Below are 15,033 nucleotides of genomic sequence, written 5' to 3'. Positions count from 1 at the left end.
AACGGTGGGGGCGCTACCCCGCCATAATAACGCTTGGCCCCGTTGAATTCCCGCAAAACGCGAAAGCCGTTTCCCCCCTCCTCAAAACCACCCGTTTGCCCGGGGCGGCCGTTCCGGTAAACCCCCCAACCGCTCTGAACATGAACATCGGTCTATGCCTTGCGGCGGGCAGCGACTGGCGGCGGTTCGATGGCGCCGGCCCTGACGCGGGCGGGCTTCAGAGCTGGAGCGCCGGTATCCTTGACGATCGTCAACGCGCGCGGAAAGAACTGATTGTTGTGCAGGCCGCGCCCAATGTTGAGGATCGCAGTCCCAGGCAAACGCTTCTCGAGCATGGCCAGCACTCGCCGTAGCGACGGGCCGTCGAATGCATCCAGTGCTTCATCGATGATCACCCATTTCGGCTGCCGCAACGCGAGTCTGGCGAAGGCCAGCGAGCGCTGTTCGTCATCGCCCAGCTCGTGGTCCCATCGCCCGGCGCGGTCGAGCGACGACGACAGCCGTTCAAGACCGACCTCTGCAAGCACCTTCGAAATGTCGGCGTCACTCGCCGGCGCGGGTCCGTTCGGGTGATCAAGCACCTCGCGCAACGTGCCGGTCGGGAAATAAGGGACGCGCGGCACGAATAAGAGGGTTTCTGCCGCCGGCAGGCCGATCCGCCCGCTTCCCCATGGCCACAGGCCGGCAATGGCGCGAAAGAACAGCGTCTTGCCGGCGCCCGCCTCGCCGATGACCATGACGCGCTCGCCGGGACGGATTTCGACATGCTGGTCCGCGAGCCTTGTGCAGCCCTCCGGCGAGGCCACTTCGAGCTTCTCGAAAGTCAGGTTGCCATTGGCGTTGTCGCCGAACTCGATGCGCCTTTCCGTGTCGTGGAGCACATCGATTTCGTCGAGAGCGATGCGGAAATCGGCGACGCGCATCAGCGTGGCGCGCCAATCGGCGATGCTGCCGATGTTGTTGATGAACCAGCGCAGCGACGAATGGACCTGGTTGAAAGCCCCGACCGCCATCATCAGTCCGCCAAAACTGATATCACCTGCGAAGTACACCGGCGAGGCGACCAGGATTGGCGCGACGACGGTGATCCAGCCATAAGAGTCGGTTACCCAGGCTAGATTGATCTGTGCGCTGTAGATGCGCCGCATGGCGCCTAGCACCGTGCCGAGATCGAGTTCGAGCCGCCGCCTGGCATCGGGCTCGCCATGGTACAACGCAATGGCATCGACATTTTCGTTGACGCGCACCATCGAGGAGCGCAGCTCGGCTTCACGTGTGTAGCGGTCGCTGTTCAGGCTGATGAGCGGGCGTCCAACCAGCCAGCTCAGCCAGGAGGCGGTGCCGGCATAAAGAATGGCGGCCCAGACCATGTAGCCCGGTATGGCCAGTGCGGTTCCGCCGATGTGGAACACGAAGCCTGAGGACAGCTCCCACAGCACGCCGACGAAGGACACGAGCAGGATGCATGACTGCAGCAGCCCGACACCGAGGTCGGTCGACAGGTCCGAGAGGTGCGCCGCATCCTGCTGCATGCGCTGGTCGGGATTGACGCCGATGGCACCGGCATTGGCCAGCCGGAAGGCGCGCGCGGGCCGCGTCCACTGGTCGATCAGATCCAGCGTCAGCGCCTCGCGCAGCTTCAGCCGGATCATCTGGTTGAGCCAGGTCTGGCCGATATTGAGCACCAGAAGTCCACCGGCTATTGCCGCAAAGACGAGAAGCTGGTGCAGGAAGGCCGCCATGTCGCGCCGCGCGAGCGCGTCGTAGAAAGGCTGATTCCAGCGGTTGAGCAGAACCTGGCCGATCGACGTTGCGATGATCACGGCCATCATGCCGACCGCTGTCCAGAGCAACCATTTGCGAACCGGCGATCCCGCCAGCGCCCTCCTGATCGACGCCACCTGATCGCTCAGGCTGCTGGCTTCGACCGCCACCACAACCGGCTGGACGATGGCGGCATAGTCCGGTTGATCAGCCATGTCCGAGGTCCTTGCGTTCAGTGCTGAAACCGGTTGGAGAGACTTGCAGGCATCCGTCGTCCAAATGGACTGCCAGGTGCGCTGTCACTCCACTTGCGACAGATAGGCAGGGAACCGACGCCAGGCACTCTTGCCCCGATCACGAAGCCGTCACCCGCGCAACCGATGACTTGGTATCCCCGACCTCGTTGCGACGGCCAAGCCGGGTGGCGCCATGCGGCGACAGCACGGGCACGAAGACGCGGCGCGAGGCGCGCTGGGCGACCGGCACGCCTTGATAGAGCCGCTTCTGCGCCTCGACGACGATGACCCCGGAAAAGATCGGCCACAGCCGCCGGCCGGCGCGTTCAAGCACATTGTGGAACTGCATCATGAAGCGCCGCCGCGATGGCGGGAAGAACAGCGCATCGGACCAGGACGCGGGCGTGAAATTCGCCTCGCGCAGCAATTCGGTGAGCTGTCCACGCGAAAAAGGCCGGCCATTGCCGAACGGCGTGTGCTCGAAGCGCGCCCAGACGCCGCGCCGGTTTGGGACGACGATGACCACCCGGCCCGCCGGCGACAGCACACGCCAGATCTCGTTCAGCGTCTCACGCGGGTTCTCGACATGTTCGAGCGAGTGGACGAGCAGCATGCGGTCGATGCAGGAATCGACCAGCGGCAGTTCCTCGTCGAAGACCAGTGCCGTCGCCGTCGGCCCTGTTGCCGGCCAGACTACGGCGCCCTGCGTTGCCGGCATGAAGGCGAAGACCCGCTCGGCATCGGAGCCGAAGCGCTCCAGCCAAGGCAAGGTGTAGCCGAGACCGACCAGCCGCTCGTTGGGCACGGTTGCCCATATCGACGACAACGCCATGGTGATCGAACGCTCGGCGAACTGGCCGAGTGTTGTCGAATAGAAGGAGCGAAGATCGACGATGTCGGAATGCATGGCAGGGATGTAGCCGTGATATCGTCGGGTTTCAATAAATGCCTCGATAACCGGGATGACAGCGGCCCGCTAGCGCCCTATGTCTGCGGCGATAATGGAGAGATGCGATGCCGGTCGAAATCGAACAGTTCATGTGCCGCAGCGACAATTTCGGCGTTCTGGTGCACGACCCCAAAAGCGGCCAAACCGGGATCATCGACGCGCCCGAGGAAGCGCCCATCCTGGCCGCGCTTAAACGGACCGGCTGGACGCCGACAATGATCCTGACTACGCATCATCATGTCGACCATGTCGAGGCCAATTTGGCGCTGAAGGAGCGCTTCAAGCTGCGCATCATCGGCCCGGAAGCGGAAAAGGCCAAGATCCCCGGCATCGACGAAACGGTCGAAGACGGCTCGGTTCTCCATCTTGGCGATGAAAAGATCGAGGTGATCGCCACGCCCGGCCACACTGCCGGTCACGTCTCCTACTATTTGCCTGGATCGAAAGTGGCGTTCACCGCCGACACGCTGTTTGCGCTGGGGTGCGGGCGGCTGTTCGAATGCAAGCCGCCGGTCATGTACGATTCGCTGAAGAAGCTGGCGGCACTTCCGGCTGAAACGGTCATCTATTGCGGCCACGAATACACGCTCTCCAACGCCCGTTTCGCGCTGACCGTCGATCCGACCAACTCGGCGCTGAGAGAACGCGCTGCCAAGATCGAGGCGTTGCGCGCCGCCGACAAGCCCACGCTGCCGACGACGATCGGCGAGGAGCTGTCGACCAATCCCTTCCTGCGCTGGCACGATCCTTCTATCCGCAAGCATCTTGGACTGGAGAAAGCTTCGGACGCCGAGGTCTTTGCCGAAATCCGCAAGCGCAAGGACAATTTCTAGAGTCCGGTGATATCGTCGAAGCCATGACCAGCTCCGCCGAAATCATCGCCACGCTCGGCCTGAAGCCGCATCCGGAAGGCGGCTGGTACGCCGAGACCTTTCGCGATGACGCTGGCGGCGCGCGCGGCCATTCGACCGCTATATATTTCCTGCTGGAACGGCATCAGGTGTCTGCCTGGCACCGGGTCAAGGACGCCGCCGAGGTCTGGCATTTTCATGCCGGTGCCCCGCTGGCGCTGTCGATGTGGGAACAAGGCAGCGCCGTTATCGAGCAGGTGCTTGGCATCGATCTCGCAGCCGGTGAGCGGCCGCAGATCGTCGTCCCCGCAGGCTGGTGGCAATCGGCGCGCAGCCTGGGCGAATGGACGCTGGTCGGCTGCACCGTCGCACCGGGCTTTGAGTTTGCGGCGTTTGAGCTGGCCGAGCCGGGCTGGCAACCGAAACAATCCTAACTCAATAAGAACCCTAATTTAGCAGGAAGCCTAGCGTGATCGCGAGCTGGGCCGCGTAGTAGAGTAACCAGACGGCAAAGCGCATCCAGCTGCGGTGCGGCGAGATGGCGGCCACCAGGAATTTCTCCGTGGCGAGCATCCCGTCCGATGCCATGAACAACACGGCGCCGCCGACGATCCAGACGCTGCTTGTCGTCAGGGCCGAGACACCCATCGCGAGGATCGCAGCGACATAGACGGTGATAGGGACACGAAGGCCGGGGCCGACGCGCCGCCACAGCGCCGCCAGCATGACGATCGCAAACACCACCATGGCCAGCGCGATCGCCCCACGCCACGATTCGGCGCCCAGCAACTCCAAGCCGCCGCCGCTGCGCAGGAACAGCACGACATAGACAATGTGGGCGACAAGAAAACTGGCGAGCCCGCCGAGAAACGCCCTTTCGCCGTCGCGCGACAGAAAAGCGTCGCCAACAGCGCTGAGCGCAAGGGCTGCGACCAGCAGCAATGGGCCGCCTTGCATTGCCGCCAGCACGGCAAGCATCGCCACGGCAAGCGTCTTTGCCGCCGAGCGGGCGAGCGTCGGCGGCATCCCGAGCGTGAAGGCATAGATCACCGCAGCAGCCAGCGAAAAGATCAGCGTCGCGTTGGCATTGGCGTCGATGCCGCCGGCAAACGGCATCGTCATGCCCGGGCTCCGCCTTCGGATGCCCCGGCTCCGCTTTCGGATGCCCGCGCTCCCCTCTCTGTCACGGCGGGCTTGCGCAGAAACAGTGACTTTGCCGCCAGAGCCGCGCCGCCGGTGATGAGCACGCAGGCGGCAAGAATGCGCAGTGACGGCTCGGCGGCGCCGGCTGCGATCAGCACCAGCGTCGACAGCAGTGGCGCGGCATAGCTTGCAGCACCCAGCACCTGGATGTTGCCGCGCTTCACGCCGATGTCCCAGGCATAGAAGGCAGCTCCGACCGGCATCAGGCCAAGGCCGACCACGGCCAGCCACTGGCCGGCGCCGTCAGGCAGAATCGTTTGCTCCAGCGCCAAGTGGCAGGCGAACGACAGCACCGCGGTCGCCGCGCAGAACCAGGTGACGATGCTGGTCGGCACCGACGGAAAGCGCCGCGACAACAGCGAATAAGACGACCACAGCACGGCGCAGACGGCGGCCATGGCATAGCCGAAGGTGTAACGTGCATCGAAGGCCAGCCCACCACCCTTGGTGACGATCAGCACGGTACCTGCAAGGCCGAGCAGCGCGCCGACGACATGGTTCCAGGCCAGGCGCTCGCCTGGCATCAGCGCCGAGCCAAGCACGATCAACAAAGGCCACAGATAAGCGATCAGGCTCGCCTCCACCGCCGGCGCATTGCGCAGCGCGGTGAAGTAGAAGAAGTGGTAGCCGAACAGGCCGGCGATGCCGATCAGCCAGACCTGCAGCGGTATTTTCTGGCTCTTGTCGGGCGCCGGCATGAAAAGCCGCGCGATGAGCCCGACCCCGGTGCCGATCGAGAAGGTGATCGCCGAAAGCAGGAACGGCGGCACTTGGCCCGACCCATCGGTGAGCAGCGCCAGCAACGCCCACATGGCGACCGCCGAAAAGCCAATCAGTGTTGCGCGCCCCATTCCGTCTCCAGTGGCGCGCGTATGGCGCCTGCCCTACTGTACTGCCTCGAAACGCCTGGCGCTGATGGTCAAGGTGCCGATCTGCGTGCCCACCGTGGCGCGGATCGGCGCATATACGCCGGTTTGGCCGAGCGGTGCAAACGTCACCATCATGCGGCTGCGGTTCTTAAGATAATTCAGCGCCTTGCGGCCCTTGCGATAGCCCGCCACCGGCTCGAAACCCATTCGGCAGGTGATGGTGTCGCCCTTGTAACCCGGCACCGAGATCGTCCCCTTCGAAGCGTAGGTTAGTGACAGATCGGCACGCATCTCGCCGTCATAGAACTTCACCGTGCGGCCGCAGACTTGGTCGAGACTGTCGGCATGGATCACCGTCGCCGCCATCGGATCGAGCACCGAGACCAAATCGCCGGCACCGATCGGCACCCAGCTCTTGGGGTCGCGCTTGCCCGGCGCCGGGATAACCTGCGTCGAGGTGACCGCGCCATCTGCAAAGCGGATATCGACCGTCGATGCCTTCTTGCCAGAGGTGTAATCGGCACGGAACGCCTGCGGCACCATCTTCTTGCCAGAAATCGTGCCTTTCGACGAGATCGTGCCGCGCGTGTCGTCGAACAGCTTGGCCAGACCCGCGGCGGTGACGCTGCCTTCGATCGCGTAGGCGCCGTTCTCATAGCGGCTGGAAAACGTTGATTTTGCTATCGAAAGGCCTAGAAACGAGACCGTGTACTCTCCCTTGAACGACTGTGGCGAGGCAGCGGACGCGGCGGATGGCAAGGCAATCGCAAGCAGGGCGGCAAGGGCAAGAGACGAACGAAGCATGACGGGATCCGGTCCTTGATTTTCGGCCGGAGGCGGGCAACTCCGGTCTGGCATGTCCCTATGAGACCGCTTATAGGATGAATTCCGGCCTTAATATGAAATGCCGGGCGCATCCGTGGGGAAGCCGGAGCTTGACGCCTCGGCGAAATGCAACTATGGAACGCCAACTTTTCCATAAGGCCGCCTGACCAGAACCGCGCGCCACCCGGCGCGGGCTTGAATGTTTGGCAGACCCGAGAACTGAAGGTTAGAATCATGTCCCGCACCTGCGAACTCACTGCCAAGGCAGTCATGTCCGGCAACAATGTGAGCCACGCCAACAACAAGACCAAGCGTCGCTTCCTGCCGAATCTCGTCAACGTGACGCTGATTTCGGAAGCGCTGAACCAGAATGTGCGCCTGCGCATTTCGGCCAACGCGCTGCGTTCGGTCGAACATCGCGGCGGTCTCGATGCCTTCCTGGCCAAGGCCGACGTCAAGGAATTGTCGCAGCGTGCGCGTCTGTTGAAGAAGCAGATCGCCAAGAAGATCGCCGAGCAGGTCGCCGCCTGATATCGTTCAAAGGCGGGGGACGACCGCCCTGGCCAACCTCTTGTTGGCCTGAACATCGGATCGAGCCCGCAAGGTTTCGGCAACCTGATGCTCAAATACGAGCGAGCGTGATCCGGTTTCGGCATGCGCTCCGCTGGTTCCATTACCCAGGATAAAAAAATGACTTCCTTCTCGCGATACCTGCCATTCGTGGCCGCCATGGCGCTTGTCGTCGTGGCATCGAACATTCTCGTGCAGTTCCCGATGCAGGGCCAGATCGGCGGCCTCTCGCTGGCCGACCTTTTGACCTGGGGTGCCTTCACCTACCCGTTCTCCTTCCTGGTCACCGACCTCGCCAATCGCCGCTATGGGCCAACCGTGGCGCGCAGGATCGTCTTTGTCGGCTTCATGACGGCAGTGGTCTGCTCGATCCTTGTCCCGCCTTTCCTGTTCCGTCACGGCCTGATCGAGTTCGAGACCGCCGCCGACCGGCTGGTGCGGATCGCGGCGGCGTCCGGCGCTGCGTTCCTTGCCGCGCAATTGCTCGACGTGACCGTCTTCAACCGGCTGCGCCGGCAGAGCTGGTGGCGCGCGCCAATCGTCGGCACGCTGGTCGGATCCGTGTTCGATACCGCCGTATTCTTCACCGTCGCGTTCTCGGCCGCGTTTGCCTTCGCTGGTCCGAACGACAGCTTTGCGCTCGAAACAGCACCGCTGATGGGCGTCTTCCATGTCGACGCCATGCGCTGGATTTCGTGGGCGCTCGGCGATCTCAGTGTGAAGCTGATCATCGCCGTTGTGGCATTGATCCCCTACCGGCTGCTCGCTGTCCGCTGGAGCCAGCCGGCAGTCGCGGCTTAAACCATGATCCCGAAAAGTGGGACGCGGTTTTCGGAAAAGATCATGGTCGGACAAAGATCATGATTCCCTGGGTCCAGCTAGACTCTGCGAAGACTCCGGACGGCACACAGGAGCTTCGCCTCAAGCGGCGCGGTTCGGAATTCTCGATCATGCTCGGCACCAACGAGCTGATGAACAGCCGTCTCAGCGGGTCCGAGGAGGCGCTGGCAAAACTATCCTGCCAGAGGATTGCCGGCCATCGGCGGCCAAGGGTCCTGATCGGTGGGCTTGGCATGGGCTTTACGCTGCGCGCCGTACTCGCTGAACTCGGCAATGATGCCAGCATTGTCGTCGCGGAGCTGGTGCCGGCGGTCGTCGCCTGGGCACGCGGCCCGATGACCGAAATCTTTGGCGGCTGTCTCGACGATCCGCGTGTCATTATCCACGGGACCGATGTCGGGCAGTTGATACAGTCGGACCCCGCGGCTTGGGACGCCATCCTGCTCGACGTCGACAACGGCCCGGAAGGCATTGTCCACAAATCCAATGATGCGCTTTACAGCCTGCCAGGCCTTCGTACCGCACGTACAGCCCTCAAGCCGGGCGGCGTGCTGGCGGTGTGGTCGCAAGGCCCCGACCGCGGCTTCACGCGGCGGCTGAAGCAGGCCGGCTTCGCGGTCGACGAGGTCAACACACGTGCCAACGGCAAGCGAGGCGCGCGCCATGTTATCTGGATAGCCACCAATGGCTCACGAACCTGACCGGACGCCGTCGTAGCTCTATTGATCGCAGACCGGTGCGCGCTCAATCCTGGTGGAGAATAAATTCCAGGTAGAGGTTGCGCTGCAGGATCGAGTGGTTGTCGTCGGAAATCAGCGACACCATCAGCGCACCGTCGTCGCGCGTCCAGACGTCGAGCCCTTCCATGTTGTCGATCTGAAAACCCATGTCGGCCTCCAGCAGCACCGGCCCGTCGGCGACGGCGCCCTTCTCGACGCTCTCGCCATAGATGCGCCGCAGCCGCATCTTGACGCCCCTGGCCATCGAAAAACTGCGTTCCAGAAGCAGCAGGTCGCCATCCGGCAGGAAGGCACCGTCGGCGATGTCGAAATCGCCGTTGCGCTTGACGGTGAAGACGCCCTTGCGCGGCCCTTCGATGATGGCGGCATAGATGTTGCCGGCCTTGTCGAGGCTCTTCTCGGAGACCACGACCAGCCCGCCCTCATGCTGGCCGTTGGCATTGGCATGGGTGACGGTCTCGAAGCCGCGATTCTGGCGCAATTCCTGGGCCGGAACCACGAAATCCAGCTGGCTGAACGGCGCCTTCATGCCGTTGGGGTCGATCCTGAACTGGGCGACGCGGTGGTTGCGCTCGAAGCCGACGGTGGCAACACCGTCTTTGACCGCGAGACCTTCCGCATCGACCTCCCATTTCTTGTCGATGGGCCGACCGGTCTCGTCGACCATCTGCTGCATGCGAAAATTCTGAATGCCGGACGGCCGCTTGTCGGCGTCGCGAACCACCGTGCCGAAGAACCAGAACCCGGTATCGGCAACGCCGATGAAGTCGCCGCCGGCTTTCAGGAACCGGAACGCCGACAGCGCGCCGAAATCGCGCGTTGGTGAGGTCATCTCCAGCCCGCCGACGAATTCGAGCGTACCGAACTGCTTGTCGGCATGGCCAATCTGGAATTCGGCAATCGGGCGAGCCGAGACCTCGACCGGTTCGACCGAGGTGGAATCAGCAGAATCGGCTGCTGCCGAAGCCACGCCGGAAAGCAGGGCGATGGCGGCGAAAATCGTCTGCTGAAAGCCGCCGTGCATAGAGATCATCCGGCGCGCCGCATACCGCCGCGCCGCGTATCCTTCGCGCTCTCCTCGGCGAACAGCGAAGCCAGCTGCTCGGTCATGGCGCCCGCCAGTTCCTCGGCATCTACGATGGTGACGGCGCGGCGATAATAGCGCGTGACGTCGTGGCCGATGCCGATGGCCAGCAGCTCCACCGGCGAGCGCGTCTCGATCAGCTCGATGACAGCGCGCAGATGGCGCTCGAGATAATTGCCCGGATTGACCGACAGCGTCGAATCGTCGACCGGCGCGCCGTCCGAGATCATCATCAGAATCTTGCGCTGCTCCGGCCGGGCGATCAGCCGGTTGTGCGCCCACAGCAGCGCCTCGCCGTCGATGTTTTCCTTGAGCAGGCCCTCGCGCATCATCAGGCCGAGATTGCGCCGTGCCCGCCGCCATGGGTGGTCGGCGGATTTGTAGATGATGTGGCGCAGATCGTTGAGCCGGCCGGGGTTCGGCGGCTTGCCGTCCTTCAGCCACTTCTCGCGCGCCTGCCCGCCCTTCCAGGCCCGGGTGGTGAAGCCGAGGATCTCGACCGAGACGCCGCAACGTTCCAGCGTGCGCGCCAATATGTCGGCGCAGGTGGCCGCGACCGTGATCGGCCGGCCGCGCATGGAGCCCGAATTGTCGAGCACCAGCGTCACCACCGTGTCGCGGAATTTGGTGTCGCGTTCCTGCTTGAACGACAGCGGCTGCATCGGATCGATGACGACGCGCACCAGCCGCGCCGGGTCGAGGTAACCCTCTTCCAGGTCGAAATCCCAGGAGCGGTTCTGCTGCGCCATCAGCCGGCGCTGCAGCCGGTTGGCCAGGCGGCCGACGACGCCGGACAGATTGGCAAGCTGCTTGTCGAGGAAGGCGCGCAGTCGGTCGAGCTCTTCTTCTTCGCAAAGTTCCTCGGCACCGACCGTCTCGTCGAAAGCGGTGGTGAAGACCTTGTAGTCGATTTCCTTCGGCAGATTGGTGAAGGGGTTGTCGTTGCGGCGCGCCTCGCCGGGCGTCTCGGCGTCCGCATCGTCATCGTCGGACAGATCGTCGGCGGTGGCATCGGACGCTTCCGTCTCGGCCGATTGCTCGTCATCGGCCGAAGCCTCGGCATCCTCGGACTGCGACTGCTCGGAGCCCGAATCCTCTTCGCCGCCCTCCTCGCTTTGCTCGTCGCCTTGCGGCTGGTTGTCGTCATTGTCCTCGGAGTCTTCCGTCTCCTGCTCGTCGCCGAGTTCCTCGGCCATTTCCATGGAGGCGAGCATCTCGCGCACGACGCGGGCGAAAGCCTGCTGGTCGCCGAGCTTGGCGGAAAGTCCGTCGAGATCCGACTTGGCCTTTTCCTCGACCCAGGGCCGCCAGAGTTCGACCAGCCGCTGGCCGCTCTTCGGGATCGGCCGACCGGTCAGCTTCTCGCGCACCATGAGCGCAAGTGCTTCCTCGATCGGCGCGTCGGCCTTGTCCCTCACGTCGACGAGATTGGCCTTGGCGTATTTGTCCTCCAGCATCGAGCCGATATTGTCGGCGACGCCTTGCATGGCACGTGAGCCGATCGCCTCGACACGGGCCTGCTCGACCGCGTCATAGATGGCGCGGGCCGCCTTGCCATCCGGCGCAAGCTTGGTGTGGATGCGCACATCGTGGCAGGCGCGCTTCAGCGCCATCGAATCACCGAGGCCGCGGGTGATCGCGATGTCGGTCTTCGAAGCCTTCTTCGGCAGTTCGGGCAGGCGCGCGCGGCTGCCGGCGAGTGCCGGCCTATCCTTGGCGAAACCGACTTCAAGCTCCTTGTCGCCGGCAATGGCGCGCATGCAGACGGTGACGGCGCGCTTGAAGCTGTCGGCTTCAGACCCCGTCTTCGACTTGTTGCGCGTGTTGTCGCCCGGACCCGCCATCGAGACTCTGCTTTAGCCCAGCACCACGTTCGCGGCGCTCTCGGGCAGATCCTCCCCAAAAGCACGTTGATAGAACTCGGCCACCAACGAACGCTCCAGCTCATCGCATTTGTTGAGAAAGGTCAGGCGGAACGCCATGCCGATATTGCCGAAGATCTCGGCATTTTCGGCCCAGGTGATCACGGTACGTGGGCTCATCACCGTCGAGAGATCGCCATTGATGAACGCCGAGCGCGTCATGTCGGCGACGCGCACCATCTTGTTGACGATTTCCTTGCCCTTGCCGTCGCGATAGTGCTTGGCCTTGGCCAGCACGATGGCAACCTCATTGTCGTGCGGCAGGTAGTTCAGCGTGGTGACGATCGACCAGCGGTCCATCTGCGCCTGGTTGATCTGCTGGGTGCCGTGATAGAGGCCGGTGGTGTCGCCGAGGCCGACCGTGTTGGCGGTCGAGAACAGCCGGAACGCCGGATGCGGACGGATGACCCGGCTCTGATCGAGCAGCGTCAGCCGGCCCGACGATTCCAGCACGCGCTGGATGACGAACATCACGTCCGGACGGCCGGCGTCATATTCGTCAAAGCATAGCGCGACATTGTGCTGGTAGGCCCAGGGTAGGATGCCGTCGCGGAATTCCGTGATCTGCAGCCCGTCCTTGACGACGATCGCGTCCTTGCCGACGAGATCGATACGGCTGACATGGCTGTCGAGGTTCACGCGCACGCAGGGCCAGTTGAGGCGGGCGGCGACCTGTTCGATATGGGTCGACTTGCCGGTGCCGTGATAGCCCGACACCATGACTCGGCGGTTATAGGCAAAGCCCGCCAGGATCGCCATCGTCGTGTTCTTGTCGAAGAGATAGTCCGGGTCGATGTCGGGCACATGCTCTGATGTCACCGAATAGGCCGGCACCACCATCTTGGACTCGAAACCGAATTTCTCCTTCACCGACACCGTCGTGTCGGGCAGGTTGGCGATGTCGCGATCGACCTTGTTCATATCTCTCAACGTCTCCACGGGCGAAAAGCCTGATTTCGCCGGCAATCGATTTTGTCCGGGGGCGGTCTTAGAGCCTTTTCCAACCTTATGAAAGTTGGAAAACGACGCGAACCGTATGGTCGCTCAGCACAGGCCCGCCTGTTTGAGCACGCGATAGGCCTGCAGCACATCGCGGAACCGGTCTTCCGAACCTCTGTCGCCACCATTCGCATCCGGATGGTGGAGTTTCACCAGTTCCTTATAGCGCGCCTTGATTTCCTTGCCAGTCGCCTTTGTATCAAGGCCAAGCGTTTCCAGCGCCTTGGCCTCAAGCGGCTTGGCCTTGCGCTCGCGCGCCTCGCGCGGATCCTTCGGCCCCTTGAACAGGTCGAAGGGGTCGCGCATGCGATTGTAGTAGCCGGCGCGGCCGGAACGCATCTGCGCCATATCGGGCGACGACCGCGTCGAGGCACCGTTGGCGCCCATCTTCCAGGTCGGCCGATGGCCGGTCATCGCTTCCTTCTGGAAACGCGCGACCTCGGTGTCCGGCACGCCGGAGAAATAGTTGAAGCCCTTGTTGTATTCGCGCACATGGTCGAAGCAGAAGCGGAAATACTCGCCTTCCTTCATCCGCCCGACCGGCGCGCGATGTGTGCCCGCCTCCTTGCAGCCGTCCCACTGGCAGATCGGCGAGTGCGACTTCAGCTCCGCGTCCTTGTCGGGGCGGACGCGAATCTTCTCGAAATATTTGGGGTACGGCTTCATCTTACCAATTTATGGGGCGTTCGCAGATGCGAAACAAGAATTGACATTTTCGCGATGATCGCCCTAACCGCTGAATCGCGGCATAAAACAGGCGAATGGCGGATTTTGTTGAGCGGCAGCGGCTTTTGCGCAGACCGATTCCGGTTTTTGCGGGCAGATATGCCGGCCATATGTGGTGAAGGAATACGGCGATGTCCATACAGACGACCATGGAAGACAAGCTCAACAAGGCGTTTTCGCCGGACCGGCTGGTCATCATCAACGAGAGCCATCTCCATGCCGGCCACCATCACCACGGCTCCGACCATCATGGCGCCTATGACGGCACAGGAGAGACGCATTTTCGCGTGCGCGTCGTCTCATCCGCCTTTGCCGGCATGAGCCGCATCGACCGCCATCGCGCCGTCAACGAACTGCTTGCCGACGAGTTGAAGGCCGGCGTGCATGCGCTGGCAATCGAACCGGCGGCGCCCGGCGAAAAGACCCGCTGGTAGCTCGGTTCCGCCGCCCGCTTTTCGCCGCGCTCAGAGCCCACCTCGAACAGAAACGGTCCGGGTTGAGATAGCGCGCTGTCCAGCAATGCGCCGAGCCGTTCGCACGTGGTCTGATCCAGCAGCTAGTCTGACGCACGAGCCTCGATCAGCCGACCGTCGATTTCAGGAATGCCAGCGCGGCCGCGGTCAGCGCGTCGCCGTCCTCGCCGAAATCGCGATTGATCGACATGTGCGTATAGGCGCTGCCGTCGAACAGGGTGACCTCGGTGCCGGTGGCGCGCAGGCGTTCGGCAAAAGTCTTCGAGGCTTCGCCACGGCCTGGCGCTCGCGAATAGGCGATGAAGGTCGGCGGATGCTTGCGGCCGTCGACGTAGCTGGCCGGTGAAAGTGCGGCCCATTGCGAGGGGTCGGAAAAGACCCGAGCATAGGCCCGGACCATGCCGCCATTCCTGGCGAGCGCTGCAAGATCGTAGGCACGGGTGTCATCGAGAAGCAAGGCAGCGACGTCCGGCAACCCGCCGCGCATGCCGCTCAGTGCAATCAGATGACAGCCGGCCGAATGACCCATGCCGACAATGCGCTTGGGGTCGCCGCCATGCTGGGCGATGTTGGCTCTGATATAGGCATAGGCCTTTTCGACGTCACCGGCCTGGGTGGCGACACCGGCCTCAGGCAACATGCGGTAATCGATGGAAACGAAGCAGAAGCCATTGGCCAGCAGGAAAGCCGGCTTGGCGTTGACCTGGCTGCGTTTGCCGAATTGCCAGGTGCCGCCATGGGCGAAGAACACGACCGGCATGCCGGTGGCGTCATCAGGCGCATAGATGTCGAGCTTAGCTGGCCCGTAGTCGAAAGTTCTTGGCACCGGTTGGCGCAAGTGCCACACGGCCGATGCTCCCAATGGCAGCATCGCCGCCACAGAAGCCAGAATGAAGCTTCGTCGATCGATCATCGTGGTCTCCCGACCATGTCGACCAAGAGTGCCAGCGGGCGGCACAAGCGTCCAGTTGAGTATGGCACA

At 63.2% G+C, this 15,033-nt stretch carries 16 protein-coding genes; 6 read left to right on the top strand and 10 right to left on the bottom strand.

All coding sequences use genetic code 11. From position 1 onward, the window contains the following. Positions 1-152 precede the first annotated feature (152 nt). Both NKI20_RS18455 and NKI20_RS18450 read right to left on the bottom strand, forming a co-directional pair. Complete coding sequence (locus NKI20_RS18455) at positions 153-1,979, bottom strand: ABC transporter ATP-binding protein/permease (protein ID WP_352832772.1); 1,827 nt, start codon at positions 1,977-1,979, stop codon at positions 153-155. Positions 1,980-2,118: 139 nt separating this feature from the next. Then, a complete protein-coding gene (locus tag NKI20_RS18450) occupies positions 2,119-2,907 on the bottom strand; it encodes a class I SAM-dependent methyltransferase (protein WP_352832769.1) in 789 nt (262 codons plus the stop codon). 107 nt (positions 2,908-3,014) lie between these two features. Here NKI20_RS18450 and gloB point away from each other — a divergent pair, with 107 nt between their 5' ends. Together gloB and NKI20_RS18440 are read left to right on the top strand one after the other, a co-directional pair. Next, entirely contained in the window at positions 3,015-3,782 is a 768-nt protein-coding gene (gloB, locus tag NKI20_RS18445; RefSeq protein ID WP_352832767.1) for a hydroxyacylglutathione hydrolase, read from the top strand. 23 nt (positions 3,783-3,805) lie between these two features. Then, the gene (locus NKI20_RS18440; protein ID WP_352832765.1) at positions 3,806-4,234 is read left to right on the top strand and encodes a cupin domain-containing protein; all 429 of its coding nucleotides are present in this window, start codon (positions 3,806-3,808) and stop codon (positions 4,232-4,234) included. A gap of 13 nt (positions 4,235-4,247) precedes the next feature. Here the strand turns inward: NKI20_RS18440 and NKI20_RS18435 are convergent, their stop codons facing one another. The 3 genes from NKI20_RS18435 to NKI20_RS18425 are packed head-to-tail and all read right to left on the bottom strand — an operon-like array spanning position 4,248 to position 6,676. Beyond that, positions 4,248-4,922 carry a lysoplasmalogenase gene (locus NKI20_RS18435; RefSeq protein WP_352832763.1) on the bottom strand — a complete coding sequence of 225 codons (675 nt, stop codon included), beginning with the start codon at positions 4,920-4,922 and terminating at the stop codon, positions 4,248-4,250. Then, positions 4,919-5,854, bottom strand: coding sequence for an aromatic amino acid exporter YddG (yddG, locus tag NKI20_RS18430; protein ID WP_352832760.1), 936 nt, complete (start codon positions 5,852-5,854; stop codon positions 4,919-4,921). Before yddG ends, NKI20_RS18435 begins: the two co-directional genes overlap by 4 nt. A 33-nt stretch (positions 5,855-5,887) precedes the next feature. Next, positions 5,888-6,676, bottom strand: a complete 789-nt coding sequence (locus NKI20_RS18425) for a DUF3108 domain-containing protein (protein ID WP_352832758.1) — start codon at positions 6,674-6,676, stop codon at positions 5,888-5,890. A 255-nt stretch (positions 6,677-6,931) separates the two neighbouring features. Here NKI20_RS18425 and rpmB point away from each other — a divergent pair, with 255 nt between their 5' ends. The 3 genes from rpmB (at position 6,932) to NKI20_RS18410 (ending at position 8,808) form a co-directional block, all read left to right on the top strand. After that, positions 6,932-7,228, top strand: coding sequence for a 50S ribosomal protein L28 (gene rpmB, locus NKI20_RS18420; protein ID WP_023757258.1), 297 nt, complete (start codon positions 6,932-6,934; stop codon positions 7,226-7,228). Between the two features lie 159 nt (positions 7,229-7,387). Next, positions 7,388-8,068 carry a queuosine precursor transporter gene (locus NKI20_RS18415; RefSeq protein ID WP_352832754.1) on the top strand — a complete coding sequence of 227 codons (681 nt, stop codon included), beginning with the start codon at positions 7,388-7,390 and terminating at the stop codon, positions 8,066-8,068. Between the two features lie 59 nt (positions 8,069-8,127). Beyond that, positions 8,128-8,808 carry a spermine/spermidine synthase domain-containing protein gene (locus tag NKI20_RS18410; protein ID WP_352832751.1) on the top strand — a complete coding sequence of 227 codons (681 nt, stop codon included), beginning with the start codon at positions 8,128-8,130 and terminating at the stop codon, positions 8,806-8,808. A 43-nt stretch (positions 8,809-8,851) separates the two neighbouring features. Here NKI20_RS18410 and NKI20_RS18405 read toward each other — a convergent pair whose 3' ends face one another. The 4 genes from NKI20_RS18405 to NKI20_RS18390 form a co-directional block, all read right to left on the bottom strand. Continuing rightward, entirely contained in the window at positions 8,852-9,880 is a 1,029-nt protein-coding gene (locus NKI20_RS18405) for an esterase-like activity of phytase family protein (RefSeq protein WP_352832749.1), read from the bottom strand. Next, on the bottom strand, positions 9,877-11,775 hold the full coding sequence (gene cobT / locus NKI20_RS18400) for a cobaltochelatase subunit CobT (RefSeq protein ID WP_352727856.1): 1,899 nt from the start codon (positions 11,773-11,775) through the stop codon (positions 9,877-9,879). Before cobT ends, NKI20_RS18405 begins: the two co-directional genes overlap by 4 nt. 12 nt (positions 11,776-11,787) lie before the next feature. Continuing rightward, on the bottom strand, positions 11,788-12,774 hold the full coding sequence (cobS, locus tag NKI20_RS18395) for a cobaltochelatase subunit CobS (protein ID WP_023757263.1): 987 nt from the start codon (positions 12,772-12,774) through the stop codon (positions 11,788-11,790). A gap of 123 nt (positions 12,775-12,897) precedes the next feature. After that, positions 12,898-13,518 carry a J domain-containing protein gene (locus tag NKI20_RS18390; protein WP_023757264.1) on the bottom strand — a complete coding sequence of 207 codons (621 nt, stop codon included), beginning with the start codon at positions 13,516-13,518 and terminating at the stop codon, positions 12,898-12,900. 191 nt (positions 13,519-13,709) lie between these two features. Between NKI20_RS18390 and NKI20_RS18385 the strand changes: the two genes are divergently transcribed. After that, on the top strand, positions 13,710-14,012 hold the full coding sequence (locus NKI20_RS18385; RefSeq protein WP_023757265.1) for a BolA family protein: 303 nt from the start codon (positions 13,710-13,712) through the stop codon (positions 14,010-14,012). Between the two features lie 145 nt (positions 14,013-14,157). On the opposite strand, the gene NKI20_RS18380 is transcribed toward NKI20_RS18385, so the two are convergent. Beyond that, positions 14,158-14,964 (bottom strand): alpha/beta hydrolase, encoded by an 807-nt coding sequence (locus NKI20_RS18380; protein WP_352832744.1) that lies wholly within the window; start codon positions 14,962-14,964, stop codon positions 14,158-14,160. Positions 14,965-15,033: the final 69 nt, after the last annotated feature.

Origin of the sequence: Mesorhizobium sp. M0830 (assembly GCF_040319965.1) — a bacterium.
Taxonomy (GTDB): domain Bacteria; phylum Pseudomonadota; class Alphaproteobacteria; order Rhizobiales; family Rhizobiaceae; genus Mesorhizobium.
Note: the sequence above shows the minus strand (reverse complement) of the source record. Positions and strands in the feature narration are given on the sequence as shown.

Excerpts from the sequence above, each read along its gene's own strand:
- NKI20_RS18455 (WP_352832772.1), bottom strand. The coding sequence starts at position 1,979 with ATGGCTGATCAACCGGACTATGCCGCCATCGTCCAGCCGGTTGTGGTG.
- NKI20_RS18450 (WP_352832769.1), bottom strand. The coding sequence starts at position 2,907 with ATGCATTCCGACATCGTCGATCTTCGCTCCTTCTATTCGACAACACTC.
- gloB (WP_352832767.1), top strand. The coding sequence starts at position 3,015 with ATGCCGGTCGAAATCGAACAGTTCATGTGCCGCAGCGACAATTTCGGC.
- NKI20_RS18440 (WP_352832765.1), top strand. The coding sequence starts at position 3,806 with ATGACCAGCTCCGCCGAAATCATCGCCACGCTCGGCCTGAAGCCGCAT.
- NKI20_RS18435 (WP_352832763.1), bottom strand. The coding sequence starts at position 4,922 with ATGACGATGCCGTTTGCCGGCGGCATCGACGCCAATGCCAACGCGACG.
- yddG (WP_352832760.1), bottom strand. The coding sequence starts at position 5,854 with ATGGGGCGCGCAACACTGATTGGCTTTTCGGCGGTCGCCATGTGGGCG.
- NKI20_RS18425 (WP_352832758.1), bottom strand. The coding sequence starts at position 6,676 with ATGCTTCGTTCGTCTCTTGCCCTTGCCGCCCTGCTTGCGATTGCCTTG.
- rpmB (WP_023757258.1), top strand. The coding sequence starts at position 6,932 with ATGTCCCGCACCTGCGAACTCACTGCCAAGGCAGTCATGTCCGGCAAC.
- NKI20_RS18415 (WP_352832754.1), top strand. The coding sequence starts at position 7,388 with ATGACTTCCTTCTCGCGATACCTGCCATTCGTGGCCGCCATGGCGCTT.
- NKI20_RS18410 (WP_352832751.1), top strand. The coding sequence starts at position 8,128 with ATGATTCCCTGGGTCCAGCTAGACTCTGCGAAGACTCCGGACGGCACA.
- NKI20_RS18405 (WP_352832749.1), bottom strand. The coding sequence starts at position 9,880 with ATGATCTCTATGCACGGCGGCTTTCAGCAGACGATTTTCGCCGCCATC.
- cobT (WP_352727856.1), bottom strand. The coding sequence starts at position 11,775 with ATGGCGGGTCCGGGCGACAACACGCGCAACAAGTCGAAGACGGGGTCT.
- cobS (WP_023757263.1), bottom strand. The coding sequence starts at position 12,774 with ATGAACAAGGTCGATCGCGACATCGCCAACCTGCCCGACACGACGGTG.
- NKI20_RS18390 (WP_023757264.1), bottom strand. The coding sequence starts at position 13,518 with ATGAAGCCGTACCCCAAATATTTCGAGAAGATTCGCGTCCGCCCCGAC.
- NKI20_RS18385 (WP_023757265.1), top strand. The coding sequence starts at position 13,710 with ATGTCCATACAGACGACCATGGAAGACAAGCTCAACAAGGCGTTTTCG.
- NKI20_RS18380 (WP_352832744.1), bottom strand. The coding sequence starts at position 14,964 with ATGATCGATCGACGAAGCTTCATTCTGGCTTCTGTGGCGGCGATGCTG.